Source organism: Lysobacter yananisis (assembly GCF_031199375.1).
Classification (GTDB): Bacteria; Pseudomonadota; Gammaproteobacteria; order Xanthomonadales; family Xanthomonadaceae; genus Lysobacter; species Lysobacter yananisis.
On the sequence record NZ_CP133568.1, the window covers coordinates 60,779 to 77,905 of the forward strand.

Sequence of the window (17,127 nt, forward strand, 5' to 3'; positions counted from 1 at the left end):
CGCAGCACGGCAGCAAGCAGCGCATCATCGCGCGGCTGGCCGAGCAGATGGGCTGCTCGGTCCAGACCGCCTACCGGCGCGTCAGCAAGGTCATGGCCGCGATGAAGCCGCGCAAGCGCCGCGCGGACGCGGGCGCGTTCGCTTTGAGCCGCGACGAAGCCTGCAGCATCGCGGCGCTGGTCGAGGAAACCCGCCGCTTGACCGGCACTGGCGCGCTGCCGGTCGAGGACGCGGTGGAGATCCTGCGCTCCAACGGCCGGATCAACGCCGCCCGCGTCGACGAAGCGACCGGCGAATGGCGCGCGCTAAGCACCTCAGCGATCTGCCGCGCCATCCGCCACTACGGTTTCCACCGCGAGGCGCTGTCCGCGCCGTCGCCGGCGGCGCGTCTGTCCAGCCCGCACCCGAACCACCTGTGGCAGATCGACGCCTCGGTGAGCCGCCAGTTCTACCTGGCCGACGACGGCACGCAGCAGATGGACAAGCGCGTGTACTACCGCGGCAAGCCGGGGAACTTCGAGCGCATCGCAGACCGGCGCCTGTGGCGCTACGTGGTGACCGACCACGCGAGCGGCTGTCTGGAGCTGTTCTACGTCCAGGGCGCCGAATCGAGCGCGAACCTGTTGGCAGCGTTGATGCACACGATGACGCAGCGGCCGACCGGCACCATGCACGGCATCCCCAAGATGCTGATGATGGACCCCGGCAGCGCGGTCACGGCCGGCATGACGCGCAACTTCCTGGAGGCGACTGGCATCGAGCCGATCGTCAACGAGGTCGGAAACGCGCGGGCGAAGGGCCAGGTCGAGAACGCCCACTACCTGGTTGAAACTCACTTCGAGGCGCGGCTCAAGCTGCAGGCGCCGGTGACCAGCCTGGAGGAGATCAACCGCCTGGCGCAGGAGTGGGCGCGTGGCTACAACGCCACGCGCACGCACTCGCGCACAGGCATGACCCGTCGGGACGGCTGGCTTCGCATCACCTCCGATCAACTGGTCCTTGCGCCTGCGCTCGACGTGCTGCGCCAGTTCGCCGCAACGCCGCCGAAGCCGTGCACCGTGCGCGACGGCTTCATCCGGTTCAAGGGTGGGCTGTACGACGTGCGCGGCGTGCCCGGGCTGATCAACGGGCAGCGCGTCAACGTGATCGCGAACGCCCTGGCGGCCGGCGACAGCGTGCGCGTGCTGATGCCCGGCGAGGCTGACCGCCAGGTCGTCCACTACCTGGCCGCGCGGGTGTCTACGAACGCCTGGGGCTTTGTCGAGACCGCGGCCGAGGTCGGCGCCGAGTTCAAGTCGTTGCCGGAGACGCCCGCGGATGCGGCGCGCAAGGAACTGGACCGGGTCGCGATGGAGGTCCGCACCGATGCCGAGGCGGCGGCGGCGCGCAAATCGAAGCGCCTCGCGTTCGGCGGCAAGGTTGATCCGATGAAGCCGCTGCGCGACGCGCCCGTCGCGCCGGCCCTGCCGCGCGCCGGCCGCGCGGCCGACGTCGAGGTGCCGGTGGTGGTGGCGCAGCGGATCGAGCCGGCGCCCGTGCGCGCCGAGCTGGCCGCGCTGGGGCACTACGACGCCGCTACGCGCTTGAAGCCGATGGTCGAGCGCGCCGGCGGCACCTGGACCCCGGACATGTACGCCCGCACGGCGCAGCGCTGGCCCGAGGGGTTGCCGGTCGACGAGGTCGAAACCTGGGCGGTCGAGCTGCTGGCGCCGCCGCGTAGCGGGCTGCGAGTGGTGCAGGGAGGAGCCGCATGATGCTGTCCACGCAACGCATGGCCGCCGACACCTGCCGGAAGCTGCAGACCGTCCAGACGCGCCTGGAAGCGATGGCCGCCGATTGGAGCGAGGTCGACGACTGCTTCCACGCCGATCTGGAGCGGGCAGCCGACGCCGTCAAGACGATCCTCAGCGACATGCGCGAGGTGTATCCGCCGCGCAAGGCCGGTGCGCGGTGAGGCGCCCCTACGAGCCGACGCCGGAGCAGCGCGCGGCGATGGACCGGGCGAAGAATGGCCGCAGCCTGTTGCGTGCCTGGCACGGTCGCGGCAAGCAGAAGAGCCGCGACCCCGAGACCGTCGTGCCCAAGCGCGACAGGCCGGTGCGGCTATGACCCTTCGGCTCAAGTCCGTCCTGGCCCGCGCCGGGATCAAGCAGGGGCGGCTCGCCGAATCGATCCGCGTCCCGCGCTCGACCCTCAACGGGCTGATCAACCACAACGTGCTGCCGCGCGGCGCCGATCGCGCCGAGATCCGCAAGGCCATCACCGGCTTCCTGCAGGCCCACAACGTGCCCGCCGCGGACTGGTTCAAGAAAGAGGAGCCGCCGTGCGTCAACACGGCGGCTCCAGGTTCCCCCACGCAAGAAGCCCCTGCCGGGTCCACCCACGAGGAGAAAGACATGTTACTGCGTAAGCAACCGCTCACCCCGCAGGCCCGTACGCACTTCGGCCTGAGCGGCAATCCCTTCGCCGAGCCGCAGAGCCGCGAAGAGGTGTACCTCAGCCGCGAGATCCGCTACGTCCGCGAGTCGATGTACCAGGCCGCGCGCCACGGCGGCTTCATCGCCGTCGTCGGCGAAAGCGGCGCCGGCAAGACCACCTTGCGCGAGGAGTTCGTCGACCGCGTCCAGACCGACGACCGCTCCATCGTGGTTATCGAGCCCTACACGCTGGCGATGGAACCGTCTGACAATACCGGCAAGACGCTGCGCGCTACGCATATCGCGGAGGCGATCATGGCCTCGCTCGCGCCGGACGCGAAGCAGAAGAACAGCCCGGACGCGCGCTTCCGGCACATGCACCAGGTCATGCGCGACAGCGCCCGTTCCGGGCAGAAGCACGTGCTGCTGATCGAAGAGGCGCACTGCATGCCGAAGCCGACGCTCAAGCACTTGAAGCGCTTTATGGAGCTGAAAGACGGCCTGCGCCCGTTGCTGTCGATCGTGCTGATCGCGCAGCCCGAGCTGATGACCAAGCTGTCGGCCCAGGACCCCGAGATCCGCGAGGTGATGCAGCGCCTGGAGATCATCACCTTGCAACCCCTCGACACCAACCTGCAGGAGTACCTGGAGTTTCGGTTCAAGCGGACCGGCGTCGCGCTGGACAAGGTCATTACCCGCGAGGGGCTCGACGCGCTGCGCGCCTGGCTGACGCCGTCGAAAGGCAACGGAGCGACGCTGCTCTATCCGCTGGCGGTGCACAACGCGCTCGCCGGCGCGATGAACCGCGCGGCGCAGCTGGGCATCCCGCAGGTCAACGCCGACGTGATCCGCGGGGGCTGACATGTCGACCATGACGGCCAATCCCGGAATCACGCCGACCCAGCGTTCGACGATCTACGCCCTGCTGATCGACCGCGGCCTGCTGACCAGTCGCGTCAGCGCTGACCAAGGGGACCTGTTCGACCGCGCTGGCGTGGCCTGGCGCGAGGGCCAGTGGCTCGACCCGCTGCTCTGCAGCCTCAGCGCCGCCGCCGCTGCGCGCCTGGTCGTCGAGCTGACCAAGGAGAGCGAGGAATGAACCCGCGCTCGAAGCCCAGCGAGGGCTGGGGCTGGCCGTTGCTCGCCATCAAGCAGCACTACTTCGTCGACGGCGCGTCGCTGTGTGGCGCGTACACGGCGTTCGGCGGTGTGCTGGAAGCAGGGCCGGCGCTCGCCGGCGACTGCGGCCGCTGCACGCACGCGCTGGAACGACGTGGCGCGCCGCCTGCGCCGGCGGCGCCCGCAGTGCGATCGGAGGCGCGGCACTAATGCAACTGTCCCTGCTGCCGCGAGAGCTGACCCCGGAAACGGTGCTGATCGCGCTGCAGGGCCGGCGCGGCGCCGCCAACGGCATTACCTCGCGCGACCTGGTGTACGTCGTCACCGGCCGCGTGAGCCCCGCAGACGAACGCAAGCTGCGCGAGATCATCGTGAAGCTGCGCAACGACGGACACCCCATCTGCGCCCATCCGGCGCTCGGCTACCACTTCGCGTCGAACCCCTCAGAGCTGGACGCAACGATCCACTACCTGGTCGCGCGCGCGATGACGTCGCTTCGCCAGGCCAGCGCGATGAAGCGCATCGCCGTGCCGGATCTGTACGGCCAGCTTGGGCTCGAACGCCCCCAAACCGACGAGGCTCCCAATGAGAATTAACGCTGCGGCAGACGGCCCCAACGATTCGATGGTCAGTCAGCTCACCCGCGCCGCATCGGTCACGATGCTGCTCGCCGATCAAGGCATCCAGGTCCTGGCCGCCCTGGCGAACGGCCGCCGGCCGCTGCTGATCGTGGATCACATGCCGAAGGACACGGTGGCCACCGTCAAGCGCCGCTATCCCGGCGCGTTCGGCCGCCTCACCGCGATCTACGCCGCGGAGTACTACGGCTGTCAGCTCGAAACCATCCGCGAAGTGGCCGGGCCTGCCCGGTTGGAGGTGGTCCGTGGCCATTAACCGCCTCAGCCCCGAAGCCCAAGCCGCCGATGCGGCCGCCCACCAGGGGCCGGCCGTCGATCGCGCCGCGCCGCCGCCCAGCGTCGACCTCATCTGCAACGACGTACCCCCGCCCGAAGTGGCGGCGATCTTCGATCACCTCGATCGCCGGTTCTTCGAGCATTTCCGCAACGTGGAATAACCAAGGAAGCCCCACGATGAATACCCAAACCACCCTCAACGCTGAGCCCGGCATCATCCCGCTCGGCTATCGTAAGGACGCCAAGGGCAGGCTGGTGCCCGAGGCGCAGATCCCCGCGATCGACCAGGAGCGCGACCAACTGGTGCGCGAGATCGTGCACAGCGCGATGCAGATCCAGCACTTCCTCAACGAGTTCAAGATCAAGGCGATGGCCGACATCGCCGCGTTCGTCGAGCTGAGCGCTGAGCAATATGGCGTGAAACTCGGCGGCAACAAGGGCAACGTGCAGTTGATCAGCTTCGACGGGCTCTACAAGGTGCTGCGCGCGGTCGCCGAGAACATCACGTTCGACGAGCGCCTGCAGGCCGCCAAGACGCTGATCGACGAATGCCTGATCGAATGGTCCGAGAACGCTCCCTCCGAGCTGCGTGCGATCGTCCAGGACGCGTTCGACGTCGACAAGCAGGGCAAGATCAGCACCGGCAAGATCCTGACGCTGCGGCGCTACAAGATCGATGACGATCGCTGGCAGCGCGCGATGAAGGCGATCAGCGACGCCATCCAGGTCACCGGCACGAAGCCCTATATCCGAGTCTACAAGCGCGACGCCGCCGGCGAGTACCGCCTCCTCAACCTCGACGTCGCGGCGGTGTGACATGGCCATCAAGCGCTACAACATCTGGCACGGCGACACCGGCGCGGACGTTACCATCGACGTCGATACGGACGTGCTTACCGACGAACTGGCGACGGAGATCAACAACTTCAGGGTCGACGCCGATGAGCGGCTCGAGAGGGCGCACGGCGACGTCGTGGAAGCGGTGGTCACGATGGCGGCGGCGGAGTTCCTCGCACACGTCCTCGACGTCATCCGCTGGCCTAGCATCGAGCAGATCCAGCGCGAGTTCGACGGGATGGAGGGCTGGCCGCCGAACGGCGCGCACGGCATCCGGTTGGTGCGGTGCGAAGGTCGGCCGGACCTCGATAGCTCGCAGTTGGACGTGACCGAGGTGGAGCTGGAATGAACGCCAAACACGCGCGGCCGAATGCACGTCGGCCGGAATCGAGCCTCGGGCCGGAAGGGTTGCGCAAGCGCAGCTGGGAGAGCCGCGGGTACGCCTATCTGCAGGCGAAGATCACCGCCTCAGCGGATGCCGCCCTCGTGGCGATGTGCGAACGCTACGGGCTCAACAAGCGGCAGGTGATCGAACGCCTGTTGCTGGGCCAATTCAGCGCCTCGGACGTGTTCGCTGCGCGCGAAGGACTGAGCGCCACCGAGGCGCGTCACGGCGCGGGCAGCCCCGAAGTGTGCTTGCCCGTTGCCGGCGCGGATCGAGGTGACGTGCGTGCGGTCGTCGACTTCGTCACCTTGCACTTCGACGACCCCGGCAAGATTCACGGTGTCTCGTCGATAATTTGCGACTGCGACGGCTCGTACGAAGATCCGCTTTGCAAATCTGTTCGCCGCCTCGAAGCCTGGTTGCGCACCGCGCCCGGAGCGGCCATGTCTGGAGAATCGAATCATGGATAAGGGCAGCCCCACCGTGTTGCATGCGCTGCTGTTCCAGAGCAAGGATGGCAACGGCTTCCTCGTCGGCGATCGCTGCAAGTCGTTTGGCTGCGCGGTCAATTCGATCCGCCCGATCGCGGACGCTGGCCGCAAGATTCTCGGTCACGCGGTCATCTACCGTGAGCCGGTTCCGGCACCGGAGTACTGGACTCGCAATCGGGCTGCAGTCGAGGCGGTCATGCAGGGCGGCAGCGGTGATCCGACGGACAGCGTGTTCGTTGGTGAGCCGTTCTTCCGCAGCTATGAAGAGTTCGAGCGCTACCAGGATGATCTCGCCAACGTCGTTGCTGAGATCACCGGGGACGAAGGCGACGACGATCCGCTCACCGTGCTGAAGCGCATCGCCGCAACGCTTGCTCGCGCGCGTACGGAAGATGAGGGTGGCGCGGCGCCTGCCGCCTTGGAAATCGAAGCGTCGGAGCCGGAGGATGAAGTCTGGATTGAATTGCCGAGGAACGTTCGCGAGGCGCTTCTGCGGATGGCCTCACGTAGCGCTCAGCTCGACCCCGCCGGAATGGATGATGCGGCCCTGGTGCGGTGGTGGATCTATGCCTTCACGCTGACCGGTAACGTCGTGCTGGCGGGCGCGCCCAAGGACGTCGAGACCATCCTCGCCGACCTGCGCATCGCCCAGAACACCGGCGGCGCCGTAGGCGCCTCCCAGGAAATCGCGGCCATGTATCAGAACGCTTGCGTCGGCTTCGTGATGCAGCATGCCGATGCGCTGGTCGCGTTGCTGGCGGCGGCGGCGCGGGATCAAGAGGCCGCGAAGCGGTATCGATGGCTGCGGGACCGAGCGCTGTACTTCGAGCGCGAGAACAGCAGCGGCCAGGGCACCCCCTGGTGCGTCATCGGCATGGATCTTGGCGACGCTGAGCCCCTCTACGGGAGCAGCCTGGATGCGGTCGTGAACGAGTGCATGACCATCGACGCCGCGCGGGCCGCGGAAGCGAACGGCGACGCGGTTGCCCCCAGCGATAAGGCGGGCTGAGGTGTTCTTTCGATCAATCACGTTCTTCCGCTTCCCGGCCGGCCTGGATCTGGCCGGCCTGGATGCGGCCCTTCGTTCCTGCTGGCTCAAGCCAGTAGGCCATCTGGAGCTGGCTTCGTCCGGCTTCGTATCGCCGCTCGGCCGCGGCTACGACGACGCCACCGTGCGTTGCGGGGATGCGGTGTGGTTGACCGTGGGCGGCGAGGAGAAGGTCCTGCCGCCGGCAGCGATCGACAAGGTCCTCAACGAGCGCCTGGAGGCGCTGTATGCGCAGCACGGGCGCCGGCCTGGTGGCCGCGCGCGCGCGCAGCTGCGCGAGACCATCGTGCACGAACTGCTGCCCAGGGCGATGGTGAAGCCGACGCGGCTGGACGCGTACCTGGATCTGCGGTGCGGTTTCTTGGCCGTCGACAGCGGTAGCCGGCGCGCCGCCGAGGAGCTGGTCAGCACGCTGCGCGGTGCCCTCGGTCACTTTCCGGCGCTGCCGCTCAACGCCGAGGTGGCGCCACGCTCCATCCTGACCGGCTGGGTCGCCGGCGAGCCGCTGCCCGCCGGCTGGACCCTGGGCGAGGACTGCAACCTGCAGGACGCGGCCGACGGCGGCAGCGCGGTCAAGTGCTACCGCATCGACCTGCTCAGCGACGAAGTCGCCGAACACCTGCGGGCGGGCCGCCAGGCCACTCGCCTGGCCCTGGTCCAGGCCGATCGCGTTGCGTTCGATCTGGACGAGAGCCTGGTGGTGCGCAAGCTGCGCTTCCTCGACGGCGCCCTGGATGTGCTTGCCGACGCCGAACAGGATGGACTTCGGGCCGAGATCGACGCGCGGTTCGCGCTGATGTCCGGCGAGGTCCGTGGGCTGTTCCTGACCATGCAAACCGCGCTCAAGCTCAGCGCGATGGAACCCTGACATGCGCAAGCCCCGCGCCCCTCGCACCCGCACCGACCAGGCCGCCGCACGCCGCAAGCGCACGCTGGCGGCCATCCACGCAACCGCGACCCAGCTCGGCCTCGACGAGGACGTGTACCGCGACCTGGTGCAGCGCGTTAGCGCTCAGCACGGCGACGCCCAGCGCAGCGCCGGCAAATGCACCCCGGTGCAGCTCGACGCGATCGCGAACGAGCTGCGGCGCCTGGCCGGAAAGGGCGACAAGGACGCCGAGACCGCCGCCAACTGGCCCGGCCGGCCGAAGGGCGCCCTGTCCCCGCAGGTGGGGAAGGTCGAGGCGCTGCTGGCTGACTCCGGCCGCGACTGGGCCTACGCGCATGCCGTCGCCCTTCGGATCTGCCGGGTGAGCCGCGTCGAGTGGTGCCGGCCGGACCAGCTCGCCAAGGTGATCGCGGCCCTCCAGATCGACGCCGACCGGCGGCGCCGAGACCCGTTGACCGAATGACCCGGCCCGCGGCCCCGGCTGAGCATAAGACGATGGCGGCGCGCCGCATGGAGCTGCTCGCCTTCACCGACGACCTGGTCCAGCGGGTTCTGTTGGCGCATGGAATTGACCCGGCCCTGGCCGCGCAATGCGGCGCTGCCGTCGCAGACGGGCTGTCCGAGGCCCACGCCGGGCAGACGGTGTACTACCCCTTCGATGCCGGTTACAAGATGGCATCCCGCGAGCAGGAGATCCTGGAAGCCCACCGAGGCGGCGCCCGGATCTCGGAGCTTCGGCAGAAGTACCACATGTCGGACGAGGGTATCCGCAAGCTCCTGCGCCGAGCGGCCGCCCGCAACCCCGACCTGGACCAGCTCAACCTGTTCGGGCAGTCCTGAGTCGGCCAGCGTGTTGGGCATTGGGCGCTGAGCCGGCCGCCTCCAGGCTTCACGCCGGTCATTGCGCCACATGCAATCGAGTTCCACGGCCGCCCGCCTTAGACCGACTTCTTCCGGGCTCTTCCGGCAGAATATCTCGCCTCAGCCCCTCCAGATATCTCACCCCAGCTCACCCACCCGGCGCGCTGCGCGAGCCTGTCCTCCCGGCCCCCGCCGGCCCGCCATGACCGCCCGCCGAGCGCCACGCTCGGGCGCGCAGCGCGGACAGCCATGACGGCCTTCCGACCCTAGCCTCAGGGAGAAGTCCGCTCATGTCCTACAGCACAGAACAAATCCGCAACGTGGCCTTGGCAGGCCACCCCGGCGCCGGCAAAACCACGCTGTTCGAAGCCCTGCTGCACGCCGGCGGCGCAGTCCAGACGGCAGGCACGATCGAACGCGGCAGCACCGTGTCCGACTTCGATCCGATCGAGAAGCAGCGCGGGCATTCGCTGGACTGCGCGATCGCCAGCATCGATCACGGCACCGCGCCCAATCCGCTCGTCCACCTCAACCTCATCGACACCCCCGGCTACCCGGATTTCCGCGGCCCCACCCTGTCCGCGCTGGCGGCGGTGGAAACCCTCGCGGTGGTCGTCGATGCCGACACCGGCGTGCAATACGGCACCCGGCGGATGATGGACCACGCCAAGGCGCGCGGGCTGTGCCGGGCGATCGTGGTCAACAAGATCGATCACGACGGCGCCGACGTCGCGCGGGTGTTGAACGACATCCGCGACACCTTCGGCGCCGAATGCCTGCCGCTGAACCTGCCCGCCGACGGCGGCAAGCGGGTGGTCGATTGCTTCGGCAACGCCGGCGGCGACAGCGACCTGGGCGCGGTCGGCGAATGGCATCAGAAGATCATCGACCAGGTGGTCGAGATCAACGAGACGGTGATGGAGCATTACCTCGACCTCGGCGAAGGCGGCCTGTCCGGGCAGGAACTGCACGACGCGTTCGAGCAATGCCTGCGCGAAGGCCACCTGGTGCCGGTGCTGTTCTGCTCGGCGCGCAGCGGCGCGGGCATCGCCGAATTGCTGGACACCGCCGAGCGGCTGTTCCCGCACCCGGGCGAGGCCAATCCGCCGCCGTTCGCCAAGGGCGTCGGCGAGGATGCGCAGCCGATCGCGGCCACGCCCGATCCCAAGGCGCACGTCATCGCCGACGTGTTCAAGATCGTCAACGATCCCTTCGTCGGCAAGCTCGGGGTGTTCCGCGTTTACCAGGGCACAGTCAGGAAGGACACCCAGCTGTTCGTCGACGACGGCAAGAAACCGTTCAAGGTCGGGCATCTGTTCAAGCTCAAGGGCAAGGACCATGTCGAGATCGAGCAGGCGGTGCCGGGCGACATCGCCGCGGTGGCCAAGGTCGACGAACTGCATTTCGACGCGGTGCTGCACGACAGCCACGACGAGGACCACATCCACCTGGCCCCGCTGAATTTCCCGCGGCCGATGTTCGGCCTGGCGGTGGAAGCGGCGAGCAAGGGCCAGGAGCAGAAGCTGTCCAACGCGTTGCACAAGCTCGCCGAGGAAGACCCCTGCTTCCACGTCGAGCACGAGACCGAGACCAACGAAACCGTGGTCCGCGGCCTGTCCGACCTGCACCTGCGCATCAATCTGGACCGGCTCAAGGACAAGTACGGCGTGGAAGTGCAGTCGCGCCCGCCGCGCATCGCCTACCGCGAGACCGTCGCCGGCAAGGCCGACGGCCACCACCGGCACAAGAAGCAGACCGGCGGCGCCGGCCAGTTCGGCGAGGTGTTCCTGCGCATCGAGCCGTTGCCGCGCGGCGGCGGTTTCGAGTTCGTCGACGAGGTCAAGGGCGGCACCATTCCCGGCCAGTTCCTGCCGGCGGTGGAGAAAGGCGTGCGCCAGGTGCTGCACGACGGCGCGGTCGCCGGCTATCCGATCCAGGACGTGCGGGTGGTGGTCTACGACGGCAAGTACCACAGCGTCGACAGCAAGGAAGTGGCCTTCGTCGCTGCCGGCAAGAAGGCGTTCCTCGATGCGATCGGCAAGGCCCGTCCACAAGTGCTCGAACCCATCGTCGACCTGGAGGTCAACGCGCCGGAGCAGCACATGGGCGACATCAGCGGCGGGCTGGCCAGCAAGCGCGCGCGCATCAACGGCACCGACAGCCTGCGCGGCGGCGAGATCGTGGTGCGCGCGCAGGTGCCGCTGTCGGAACTGGAGGGCTATGCGGCCGAACTCAAGTCGGTGACCGCCGGACGCGGGCGCTATTCGCTGGACTTCAGCCACTACGAGCCGGTGCCGGGCACGGTGCAGCAGAAACTGGTCGAGGCCTACAAGCCGCGGCATGAGGAAGACTGATACCGTGTGCGCCCCCACCGCCGCATCCTCTTCGCCATGCCCAAGCCCCGCAGCGCGCGCGAACGCGCCGAACTGCTCAACGAGTACGGCCACCGCCTCGGCGCGCGCGGCGAGGACGAACGCGCGCTGAGCTTCTACGCTCAGGCGGCCCAGGCCGATCCGGCCTGGGCCGCGCCGTGGTTCAACATCGGTTTGCTGCACAAGTATTTCGGCGACTGGACGCAGTCGCTGATCGCCAACCGCGAGGCGCTGGCGCGCGACGCCGGCCACCAGGGCGCGTGCTGGAACCTCGGCATCGCCGCGACCGCGTTGCGCGACTGGCGCAGCGCGCGCGAGGCCTGGCAGCGCTACGGCCTGCCGATCGAGCCGGGCGAGGAACCGCTGGAGGCCGATTGCGGCCTGGCGCCGGTGCGGCTGGACCCGGACGGCCGCGGCGAAGTGGTGTGGTGCGACCGGCTCGACCCGGCCCGCGCGCGCATCCGCAACGTGCCGCTGCCCGACAGCGGCCATCGCTACGCCGACATCGTGCTCAACGACGGCGCGCCCAACGGCAGCCGCCGCATCGGCGAACGCGAGTATCCGGTGTTCGATCAACTCGAACTGTGGCAGGCCTCGCCTTACGCCACCTTCGAGGCCTGGATCGAAACGCCCGATCCCGCCAGCCTGGCCGCGCTGGCGCAGCGCGCGCATCGCGACCACGGCCAGGCGCAGGACTGGACCGACAGCGTGCGCCACCTGTGCCGCGCCTGTTCGCTCGGCGACGCCGATGCCGACGCCGCTCACGACCATCCGCCGCTGCAGGCGTCCGGCGACGCCGCCGGCGCGCGCTGGGTCGGCGTGGCCGCGCGCGACGAAGCCGCCGCGCGCGCGGCGGTGGACGATTGGCTTCACGCCCATCCATCGGCGCGCCTGCTGCAATGGCGCCCGGCCGTGCCGGCGGGCGCGGCGGACTGACGCCGGCCATCGACCCCGTCGCGGCAGCGGCTAACATGACGGCACTTCAAGGAGAACCGCACATGGCCCGTCACGGACGTTCCCTCTTGTCCCCGCGCTTCGCCGTGGCCCTGGCCGCGGCGTTGCTCGCCGGCCACGCCGCGGCGGCCGCCAAGCCGGAAACGCGCTGCGGCTGGTTCATCAACCCGACCCCGGGCAACGCCTGGCTGATCGATCCCGACGCGCAATGGACCGTGGGCCTGCAGGGCGGCCACCAGGCCGAAGGCCCGTGGCCGGAGCCGCCGTCGGAGAAAGACTGGGTCAAGCACGAAGGCGATCCGCGCGGTTACGGCTACGGCTGCGCCTGCCTGAAGGTCGTGACCGGTTTCGACCACAGCATCGTCCGCATCCTTTCGGCCAAGGGCAAGCCGCTGGCGCAATGCCGCCGCGACCGCGCCCTGACCGGACTGGAACCGGACTACGCCTCCGACCGATGAGCGCCGCGCCCAAGCCGCCGCCGCTGGACCGCGACCCGGAACTCGCCGAAGTCGTCTCCGACGCCATGGACGTGGTGTCGAACCCGACCGACCTGCTGATCACCCTGCTCGCCCTGACCCTCGCCGCCGCGGTCGGCGTGCTGGTCACGCGCGCGCTCAAGCAGCGCATCGGCCACCAGCGCCCGGTGCTGCTGACCGTGGTCGAGTACCTGTGCACGCCGGTGCTGACCCTGCTGACGCTGGGGGTGTTGAGCCTGTTCGGCGGTTCGTTCGGCAATCCGCTGATCGGCCTGGCCGCGACCTTGCTGCTGCTGTTCCTGGTGATCCGGTTCTTCGGCATGGCCGTCGAACTGCTGTTCCGCCCGACCCTGCCGCTGAAGATCATGCTGCGCGCGGTGACCGTGGTGGCGTGGCTGGCGCTGGTGGTCGGGGTATTCGTCGACCGCAGCCAGCCGCTGGCCAAGCTCTACGGCGCCAGCTTCAAGTTCGGCGGCATCAACGTGTCCAGCCAGGGCCTGGTCGCCGGCCTGATCGGCGGCGTGGTGATCGCGATCGTCGCGCTGTGGGGCGACAAGACCGTCACCAAGCTGCTGCGCCGCAGCCGCACCCTGCAGCCGAACTATATCCTGGCGCTGTCGCGCATCTTCAGCGTGGCGATCTGGATCGCCGCGACCCTGGCGATCTTCGCCGCCAGCGACATCAACATCACCGCCCTGGCCGCGTTCGGCGGCGCGCTCGGCATCGGCCTGGGCCTGGGCCTGCAGAAGCTCGCGGCCAGCTACATCAGCGGCCTGATCGTGCTGTTCGAACAATCCGTGCGGGTCGGCGACAACATCGTCAGCAACTCGGTGTCCGGCCGGGTCACCCGCATGACCGTGCGCTACACCATGATCCGCACCCGCGACGGGGTCGAGGCGATCGTGCCGAACGACCTGTTGACCAACAACGTGATCGTCAACCAATCCTGGTCGGACCGGAACCTGCGCCTGGTCTGCGGCGTGCTGGTCAAGGGCGACACCGACCTGGAACTGGCGCGCACGCTGTTCGTCGAGGCGATGAACGCGCAGCCGCGGGTGCTGCAGGAGCCGGCGCCGCACATGTACATCACCGGCGTCAACGACAAGGGCATCCAGCTCGACGGGCACTTCTGGATTTCCGATCCGGAGAACGGCCAGAACAACGTCGCCTCCGACATCTACGACGCGGTGCTCGGCGCGTTCCGCAAGAACGGCGTGCAACTGGTCGCGTCGTGATCGCCGGCCCGATCGCCCGGCGATCGGCCGGCCGACTCGCCGGCGCGGACCGGCCCCTGTCCCAAGCTCGCCACGCGTCCCGGCCGCGCCGCGCCGCTGCCGCGCTTCGGCGTGCACATCTGCGCAACGCACCATACCGACGAACGGCGCACCGCGGCGGCTCGCTCGCGAACGAGCGGCGCTAGCATGGCCGGGTGACCGACACCGCCCACCCGCGCTTCTTCTGGCAGTTCCCGATGCAACTGGTCCGGCACGCGCGCCTGGACGAGTTCCTGCCCGACGACGGCCGCCTGCGCATCTTGTTCCTGTGGGGCAAGGACTGTCCGAACTGCGATATCGCCAAGGGCCAGATGCTGCTGGCGCAAGAGCGCTTCCGCTGGCCCGACGTGGACTGGCTGCACGACAACGTCTATGAGGACGCCGCCATGGGCACGCACTTCGGCCTGCACGGCATCCCCGCGTTCCTGGTGTTCCGCGGCGCCAGGAAGCTCGGCCGGATCGGCCAGTGGCCGGGCACCGAGGCCTTCGTCGCGGCGATCGAGAAGCTGCGCGCGGACGACCCGGCGGCCGCGCCGCCACCCGCGGGCTGAGCGCACGCGGCCGCGCGGCGGCCTGCTTGGCGGCGGCCGCGGACCGGCGCAGACTTCCCCTCCACTCCTGCCTTCGCGCGCCGCCGCCATGTTCGACGCCTCCACCCTCGCCGCCTACCTGATCGCCGCCGCCGTGCTGGTCTTCATTCCCGGCCCGGGCACCGCATGGATCGTCGCCCAGAGCGCCGCCGGCGGCACCGCGCGCGGCATCCAGGCCGCGTTCGGGCTGGAAACGGCGACCCTGATCCACGCCCTCGCCGCCGGCCTGGGCCTGTCGGCGCTGCTGGCGACCTCGGCGCTGGCGTTCGAAGTGCTCAAGTACGCCGGCGCGGCCTACCTGATCTGGCTCGGCATCAAGGCCTGGCGCGGCGGTCCGGCCACGCCGGCGGCGGTCGCGGACGCGCCGCCGCCGGCGCGGATCTCCGCGCGCCAGGTCTATTGGCGCTCGGTCATGACCGGCGTGCTCAACCCCAAGGTGGCGCTGTTCTTCCTCGCCTTCCTGCCGCAGTTCGTGCATCCCGAGCGCGGCATGGTGTGGCTGCAGTTCCTGGTCCTGGGCGCGTTGCTGTCGCTGATCGGGCTCAGCAACAGCCTGATCCTGAGCTTCGCCGTCGGCCGCTTCGGCCGCCGCTTCGGCGGCGGCGGCGGACGCTGGAAGGAACGCCTGACCGGCAGCGTGTTCATCGCCCTGGGCCTGCGCCTGGCCGTGCAGCAGCGCTGAGCCGCGTGCGCGTCGGCGCCGTTACGACCGGTCGTGCGGATCGGACCTGCTTGAACCGAGCCTTTACGCAACCGCGCAGCCCGATCCGCGCGGCTTGAACCGGCGGCGGCGCAACCACAGGTCGGTATTTCACGACCTCGAACCGGAGCGCCGCGCATGAAGACCCAAGGCTTTCTCGACCAGTTGCTCAAGACCGCGCAGAACAGCCTCGGCGGCGGTGGCGGCCTGGGCGATCTGCTCGGCGGCGGCAAGCCGCTGGCGCGGACCGAGCCGCAACGCGGCCACGAGCGCCGCGACGAACCCTCGCGCGGCCTGCTCAACGCCGACTTCGGCAAGGGCGCCCTGGCCGGCGGCGCGCTCGGCCTGTTGCTGGGCAACAAGAAGCTGCGCAAGCACGCCGGCAAGTTCGCCCTCGCCGGTGGCGTGGCCGCGGTCGGCGTGCTGGCGTACAAAGCCTACGGCGACTACAAGCGCCAGCAGGAAGGGCCCGGCGCGGCCGAACCGCGCACCGTCGACCGCCTGCCACCGCCGCAGGCCGAACAGCACAGCCGCGCGATCCTGCAGGCACTGGTCGCCGCGTCCAAGGCCGACGGCCACATCGACGCGCGCGAACGCGAGGCGATCGAAGGCGAGTTCGTGCGCATCGACGGCGACACGCAACTGCGCACGTGGCTGCACGCGGAACTGGAAAAGCCGCTGGACCCGGCCGAAGTGGCGCGCGCCGCCGAGACCCCGGAGATCGGCGCGGAGATGTACCTGGCCAGCCTGCTGGCGGCGGACGAACAGAACTACATGGAACGCGCCTACCTCGACGAACTGGCGCGCCAGCTCAAGATCGACGACGCGCTCAAGGCGCGGCTGGAACAACAGCTGCGCGACGCCCAGGCCTGATCGCCGCGGGCGTTGCGCAAGCTTGATCGGCGCGGGCGTTCCTCGCCCGCAACGCTCGCGGGAGCGGCTGACGCTCGCAGCAGGGACCAGCGTTTGCAGGAGTGGCCAGCGCTGGTGGGAGGGACTTCAGTCCCGACGCCTTCCGATCCGATGCGGAAGGACTTCGGTCCCTCCGCTTTCCGATCCAACGCCTCTGCCCACCCTTCCGATCCCAGGCCGCACACCGCCGCGCAGCCCGCCAGCGCCTTCGCGACGCCCGCCACGCTCCGTCGCGCGCGCAGTCGCCAGCGGCCGAGGCAACCGCTAGCATCGCCCACGCGCCGCCCGGCGCGCCTGCGGACCGATGCCATGCGATTGCTGATCCCCGCCCTGCTCGCGCTGACCTTCGTCGGCTGTTCCTGCCAGCGCAACGCCGACGACAACGGCGGCGATGGCACCGCGCCGCCCGCCCAGGCGCAGACACCCGAGACCGCGGCCGCGCCCAGCGCCGCGCAATTGCGCGCGCAAGCGCTGGAACAGCGGCGCAACGACGCCTACACCGACGCCGTCGGCACCCTGCACCTCTATCTGCAGCGCGTCGGCGCCGGCGACCAGGACGCCGCCGACAAGTTCTGGGGCTACCAGCGCATGCCGCGCGGCAACGAGGAATCCAACCTGCGCGCGCTCAAGAACCTGCGCGGACTGCGCATCCAGAACCAGACGCCCGAGCCGCTGGACCAGGAACCGGTGCCGGAACTGCTGCGCATTCCGGTCGACCTGCGCGCGACCTTGGAGAACGGCGAGAACCGCCGCTACACGGGCTGGTACCGCTTGCGCCGCAACCAGGTCGAACAACGCTGGGAGCTGACCGGCGTACTGGTCGCAGCGAAGTTGCAGTAAGACGCTGCGGTAAACGCAAGCGTCGCCGCGACCGCGAACTCCACGTCC

At 69.4% G+C, this 17,127-nt stretch carries 23 protein-coding genes; all 23 read left to right on the plus strand.

Translation table 11 applies throughout. The features are described from left to right. Nucleotides 1-92 precede the first annotated feature (92 nt). The 23 genes from RDV84_RS00295 to RDV84_RS00405 all read left to right on the plus strand — a co-directional run bounded on the left by RDV84_RS00295 (nt 93) and on the right by RDV84_RS00405 (nt 17,079). Complete coding sequence (locus tag RDV84_RS00295; RefSeq protein ID WP_309152107.1) at nt 93-1,754, plus strand: hypothetical protein; 1,662 nt, start codon at nt 93-95, stop codon at nt 1,752-1,754. Then, on the plus strand, nt 1,751-1,954 hold the full coding sequence (locus RDV84_RS00300; protein WP_309152108.1) for a hypothetical protein: 204 nt from the start codon (nt 1,751-1,753) through the stop codon (nt 1,952-1,954). The genes RDV84_RS00295 and RDV84_RS00300 overlap by 4 nt, the downstream gene beginning before the upstream one ends. Before the next feature lie 151 nt (nt 1,955-2,105). Beyond that, nucleotides 2,106-3,278 (plus strand): ExeA family protein, encoded by a 1,173-nt coding sequence (locus tag RDV84_RS00305; RefSeq protein ID WP_309152109.1) that lies wholly within the window; start codon nt 2,106-2,108, stop codon nt 3,276-3,278. Between the two features lies 1 nt (nt 3,279). After that, a complete protein-coding gene (locus RDV84_RS00310; RefSeq protein ID WP_309152110.1) occupies nt 3,280-3,516 on the plus strand; it encodes a hypothetical protein in 237 nt (78 codons plus the stop codon). Then, nucleotides 3,513-3,746 (plus strand): hypothetical protein, encoded by a 234-nt coding sequence (locus RDV84_RS00315; protein WP_309152111.1) that lies wholly within the window; start codon nt 3,513-3,515, stop codon nt 3,744-3,746. The genes RDV84_RS00310 and RDV84_RS00315 overlap by 4 nt, the downstream gene beginning before the upstream one ends. Beyond that, nucleotides 3,746-4,132 carry a hypothetical protein gene (locus RDV84_RS00320; protein ID WP_309152112.1) on the plus strand — a complete coding sequence of 129 codons (387 nt, stop codon included), beginning with the start codon at nt 3,746-3,748 and terminating at the stop codon, nt 4,130-4,132. Before RDV84_RS00315 ends, RDV84_RS00320 begins: the two co-directional genes overlap by 1 nt. A 28-nt stretch (nt 4,133-4,160) precedes the next feature. Beyond that, entirely contained in the window at nt 4,161-4,430 is a 270-nt protein-coding gene (locus RDV84_RS00325; RefSeq protein WP_309152113.1) for a hypothetical protein, read from the plus strand. Further along, complete coding sequence (locus RDV84_RS00330) at nt 4,420-4,611, plus strand: hypothetical protein (protein WP_309152114.1); 192 nt, start codon at nt 4,420-4,422, stop codon at nt 4,609-4,611. Before RDV84_RS00325 ends, RDV84_RS00330 begins: the two co-directional genes overlap by 11 nt. Nucleotides 4,612-4,627: 16 nt before the next feature. Further along, a complete protein-coding gene (locus RDV84_RS00335) occupies nt 4,628-5,266 on the plus strand; it encodes a DUF3164 family protein (RefSeq protein WP_309152115.1) in 639 nt (212 codons plus the stop codon). Nucleotide 5,267: 1 nt separating this feature from the next. Further along, nucleotides 5,268-5,636, plus strand: a complete 369-nt coding sequence (locus RDV84_RS00340; RefSeq protein WP_309152116.1) for a DUF2528 family protein — start codon at nt 5,268-5,270, stop codon at nt 5,634-5,636. Next, nucleotides 5,633-6,142 carry a hypothetical protein gene (locus RDV84_RS00345; protein WP_309152117.1) on the plus strand — a complete coding sequence of 170 codons (510 nt, stop codon included), beginning with the start codon at nt 5,633-5,635 and terminating at the stop codon, nt 6,140-6,142. Before RDV84_RS00340 ends, RDV84_RS00345 begins: the two co-directional genes overlap by 4 nt. Further along, nucleotides 6,135-7,172: a hypothetical protein gene (locus tag RDV84_RS00350; protein ID WP_309152118.1), complete on the plus strand. Its 1,038-nt coding sequence runs from the start codon at nt 6,135-6,137 to the stop codon at nt 7,170-7,172. Before RDV84_RS00345 ends, RDV84_RS00350 begins: the two co-directional genes overlap by 8 nt. A gap of 1 nt (nt 7,173) precedes the next feature. After that, on the plus strand, nt 7,174-8,079 hold the full coding sequence (locus RDV84_RS00355; protein WP_309152119.1) for a recombination-associated protein RdgC: 906 nt from the start codon (nt 7,174-7,176) through the stop codon (nt 8,077-8,079). Nucleotide 8,080: 1 nt separating this feature from the next. Next, nucleotides 8,081-8,563: a regulatory protein GemA gene (locus tag RDV84_RS00360; protein ID WP_309152120.1), complete on the plus strand. Its 483-nt coding sequence runs from the start codon at nt 8,081-8,083 to the stop codon at nt 8,561-8,563. A 47-nt stretch (nt 8,564-8,610) separates the two neighbouring features. After that, complete coding sequence (locus RDV84_RS00365; protein WP_309152121.1) at nt 8,611-8,940, plus strand: Mor transcription activator family protein; 330 nt, start codon at nt 8,611-8,613, stop codon at nt 8,938-8,940. Nucleotides 8,941-9,251: 311 nt separating this feature from the next. Then, on the plus strand, nt 9,252-11,315 hold the full coding sequence (gene fusA, locus RDV84_RS00370) for an elongation factor G (RefSeq protein WP_078998779.1): 2,064 nt from the start codon (nt 9,252-9,254) through the stop codon (nt 11,313-11,315). 36 nt (nt 11,316-11,351) lie between these two features. Continuing rightward, nucleotides 11,352-12,269, plus strand: coding sequence for a hypothetical protein (locus RDV84_RS00375; protein WP_309152122.1), 918 nt, complete (start codon nt 11,352-11,354; stop codon nt 12,267-12,269). Nucleotides 12,270-12,355: 86 nt separating this feature from the next. Continuing rightward, on the plus strand, nt 12,356-12,745 hold the full coding sequence (locus tag RDV84_RS00380) for a DUF4087 domain-containing protein (RefSeq protein WP_197414824.1): 390 nt from the start codon (nt 12,356-12,358) through the stop codon (nt 12,743-12,745). Continuing rightward, nucleotides 12,742-13,998 (plus strand): mechanosensitive ion channel family protein, encoded by a 1,257-nt coding sequence (locus RDV84_RS00385; protein WP_309152123.1) that lies wholly within the window; start codon nt 12,742-12,744, stop codon nt 13,996-13,998. The genes RDV84_RS00380 and RDV84_RS00385 overlap by 4 nt, the downstream gene beginning before the upstream one ends. Before the next feature lie 194 nt (nt 13,999-14,192). After that, on the plus strand, nt 14,193-14,588 hold the full coding sequence (locus tag RDV84_RS00390; protein ID WP_078998768.1) for a thioredoxin family protein: 396 nt from the start codon (nt 14,193-14,195) through the stop codon (nt 14,586-14,588). Nucleotides 14,589-14,676: 88 nt separating this feature from the next. Continuing rightward, nucleotides 14,677-15,309: a LysE family translocator gene (locus RDV84_RS00395; protein WP_309152124.1), complete on the plus strand. Its 633-nt coding sequence runs from the start codon at nt 14,677-14,679 to the stop codon at nt 15,307-15,309. Nucleotides 15,310-15,465: 156 nt separating this feature from the next. Beyond that, a complete protein-coding gene (locus RDV84_RS00400) occupies nt 15,466-16,200 on the plus strand; it encodes a tellurite resistance TerB family protein (RefSeq protein WP_057946650.1) in 735 nt (244 codons plus the stop codon). 348 nt (nt 16,201-16,548) lie between these two features. Continuing rightward, nucleotides 16,549-17,079 (plus strand): hypothetical protein, encoded by a 531-nt coding sequence (locus RDV84_RS00405; RefSeq protein WP_078998763.1) that lies wholly within the window; start codon nt 16,549-16,551, stop codon nt 17,077-17,079. Nucleotides 17,080-17,127 lie beyond the last annotated feature (48 nt).

What these genes read in the sequence shown, in the direction of transcription:
- RDV84_RS00295 (WP_309152107.1), top strand. Translation starts at nt 93, where the DNA reads ATGGCCGCGATGAAGCCGCGCAAGCGCCGCGCGGACGCGGGCGCGTTC.
- RDV84_RS00300 (WP_309152108.1), top strand. Translation starts at nt 1,751, where the DNA reads ATGATGCTGTCCACGCAACGCATGGCCGCCGACACCTGCCGGAAGCTG.
- RDV84_RS00305 (WP_309152109.1), top strand. Translation starts at nt 2,106, where the DNA reads ATGACCCTTCGGCTCAAGTCCGTCCTGGCCCGCGCCGGGATCAAGCAG.
- RDV84_RS00310 (WP_309152110.1), top strand. Translation starts at nt 3,280, where the DNA reads ATGTCGACCATGACGGCCAATCCCGGAATCACGCCGACCCAGCGTTCG.
- RDV84_RS00315 (WP_309152111.1), top strand. Translation starts at nt 3,513, where the DNA reads ATGAACCCGCGCTCGAAGCCCAGCGAGGGCTGGGGCTGGCCGTTGCTC.
- RDV84_RS00320 (WP_309152112.1), top strand. Translation starts at nt 3,746, where the DNA reads ATGCAACTGTCCCTGCTGCCGCGAGAGCTGACCCCGGAAACGGTGCTG.
- RDV84_RS00325 (WP_309152113.1), top strand. Translation starts at nt 4,161, where the DNA reads ATGGTCAGTCAGCTCACCCGCGCCGCATCGGTCACGATGCTGCTCGCC.
- RDV84_RS00335 (WP_309152115.1), top strand. Translation starts at nt 4,628, where the DNA reads ATGAATACCCAAACCACCCTCAACGCTGAGCCCGGCATCATCCCGCTC.
- RDV84_RS00340 (WP_309152116.1), top strand. Translation starts at nt 5,268, where the DNA reads ATGGCCATCAAGCGCTACAACATCTGGCACGGCGACACCGGCGCGGAC.
- RDV84_RS00345 (WP_309152117.1), top strand. Translation starts at nt 5,633, where the DNA reads ATGAACGCCAAACACGCGCGGCCGAATGCACGTCGGCCGGAATCGAGC.
- RDV84_RS00350 (WP_309152118.1), top strand. Translation starts at nt 6,135, where the DNA reads ATGGATAAGGGCAGCCCCACCGTGTTGCATGCGCTGCTGTTCCAGAGC.
- RDV84_RS00360 (WP_309152120.1), top strand. Translation starts at nt 8,081, where the DNA reads ATGCGCAAGCCCCGCGCCCCTCGCACCCGCACCGACCAGGCCGCCGCA.
- RDV84_RS00365 (WP_309152121.1), top strand. Translation starts at nt 8,611, where the DNA reads ATGGAGCTGCTCGCCTTCACCGACGACCTGGTCCAGCGGGTTCTGTTG.
- fusA (WP_078998779.1), top strand. Translation starts at nt 9,252, where the DNA reads ATGTCCTACAGCACAGAACAAATCCGCAACGTGGCCTTGGCAGGCCAC.
- RDV84_RS00375 (WP_309152122.1), top strand. Translation starts at nt 11,352, where the DNA reads ATGCCCAAGCCCCGCAGCGCGCGCGAACGCGCCGAACTGCTCAACGAG.
- RDV84_RS00385 (WP_309152123.1), top strand. Translation starts at nt 12,742, where the DNA reads ATGAGCGCCGCGCCCAAGCCGCCGCCGCTGGACCGCGACCCGGAACTC.
- RDV84_RS00395 (WP_309152124.1), top strand. Translation starts at nt 14,677, where the DNA reads ATGTTCGACGCCTCCACCCTCGCCGCCTACCTGATCGCCGCCGCCGTG.
- RDV84_RS00400 (WP_057946650.1), top strand. Translation starts at nt 15,466, where the DNA reads ATGAAGACCCAAGGCTTTCTCGACCAGTTGCTCAAGACCGCGCAGAAC.
- RDV84_RS00405 (WP_078998763.1), top strand. Translation starts at nt 16,549, where the DNA reads ATGCGATTGCTGATCCCCGCCCTGCTCGCGCTGACCTTCGTCGGCTGT.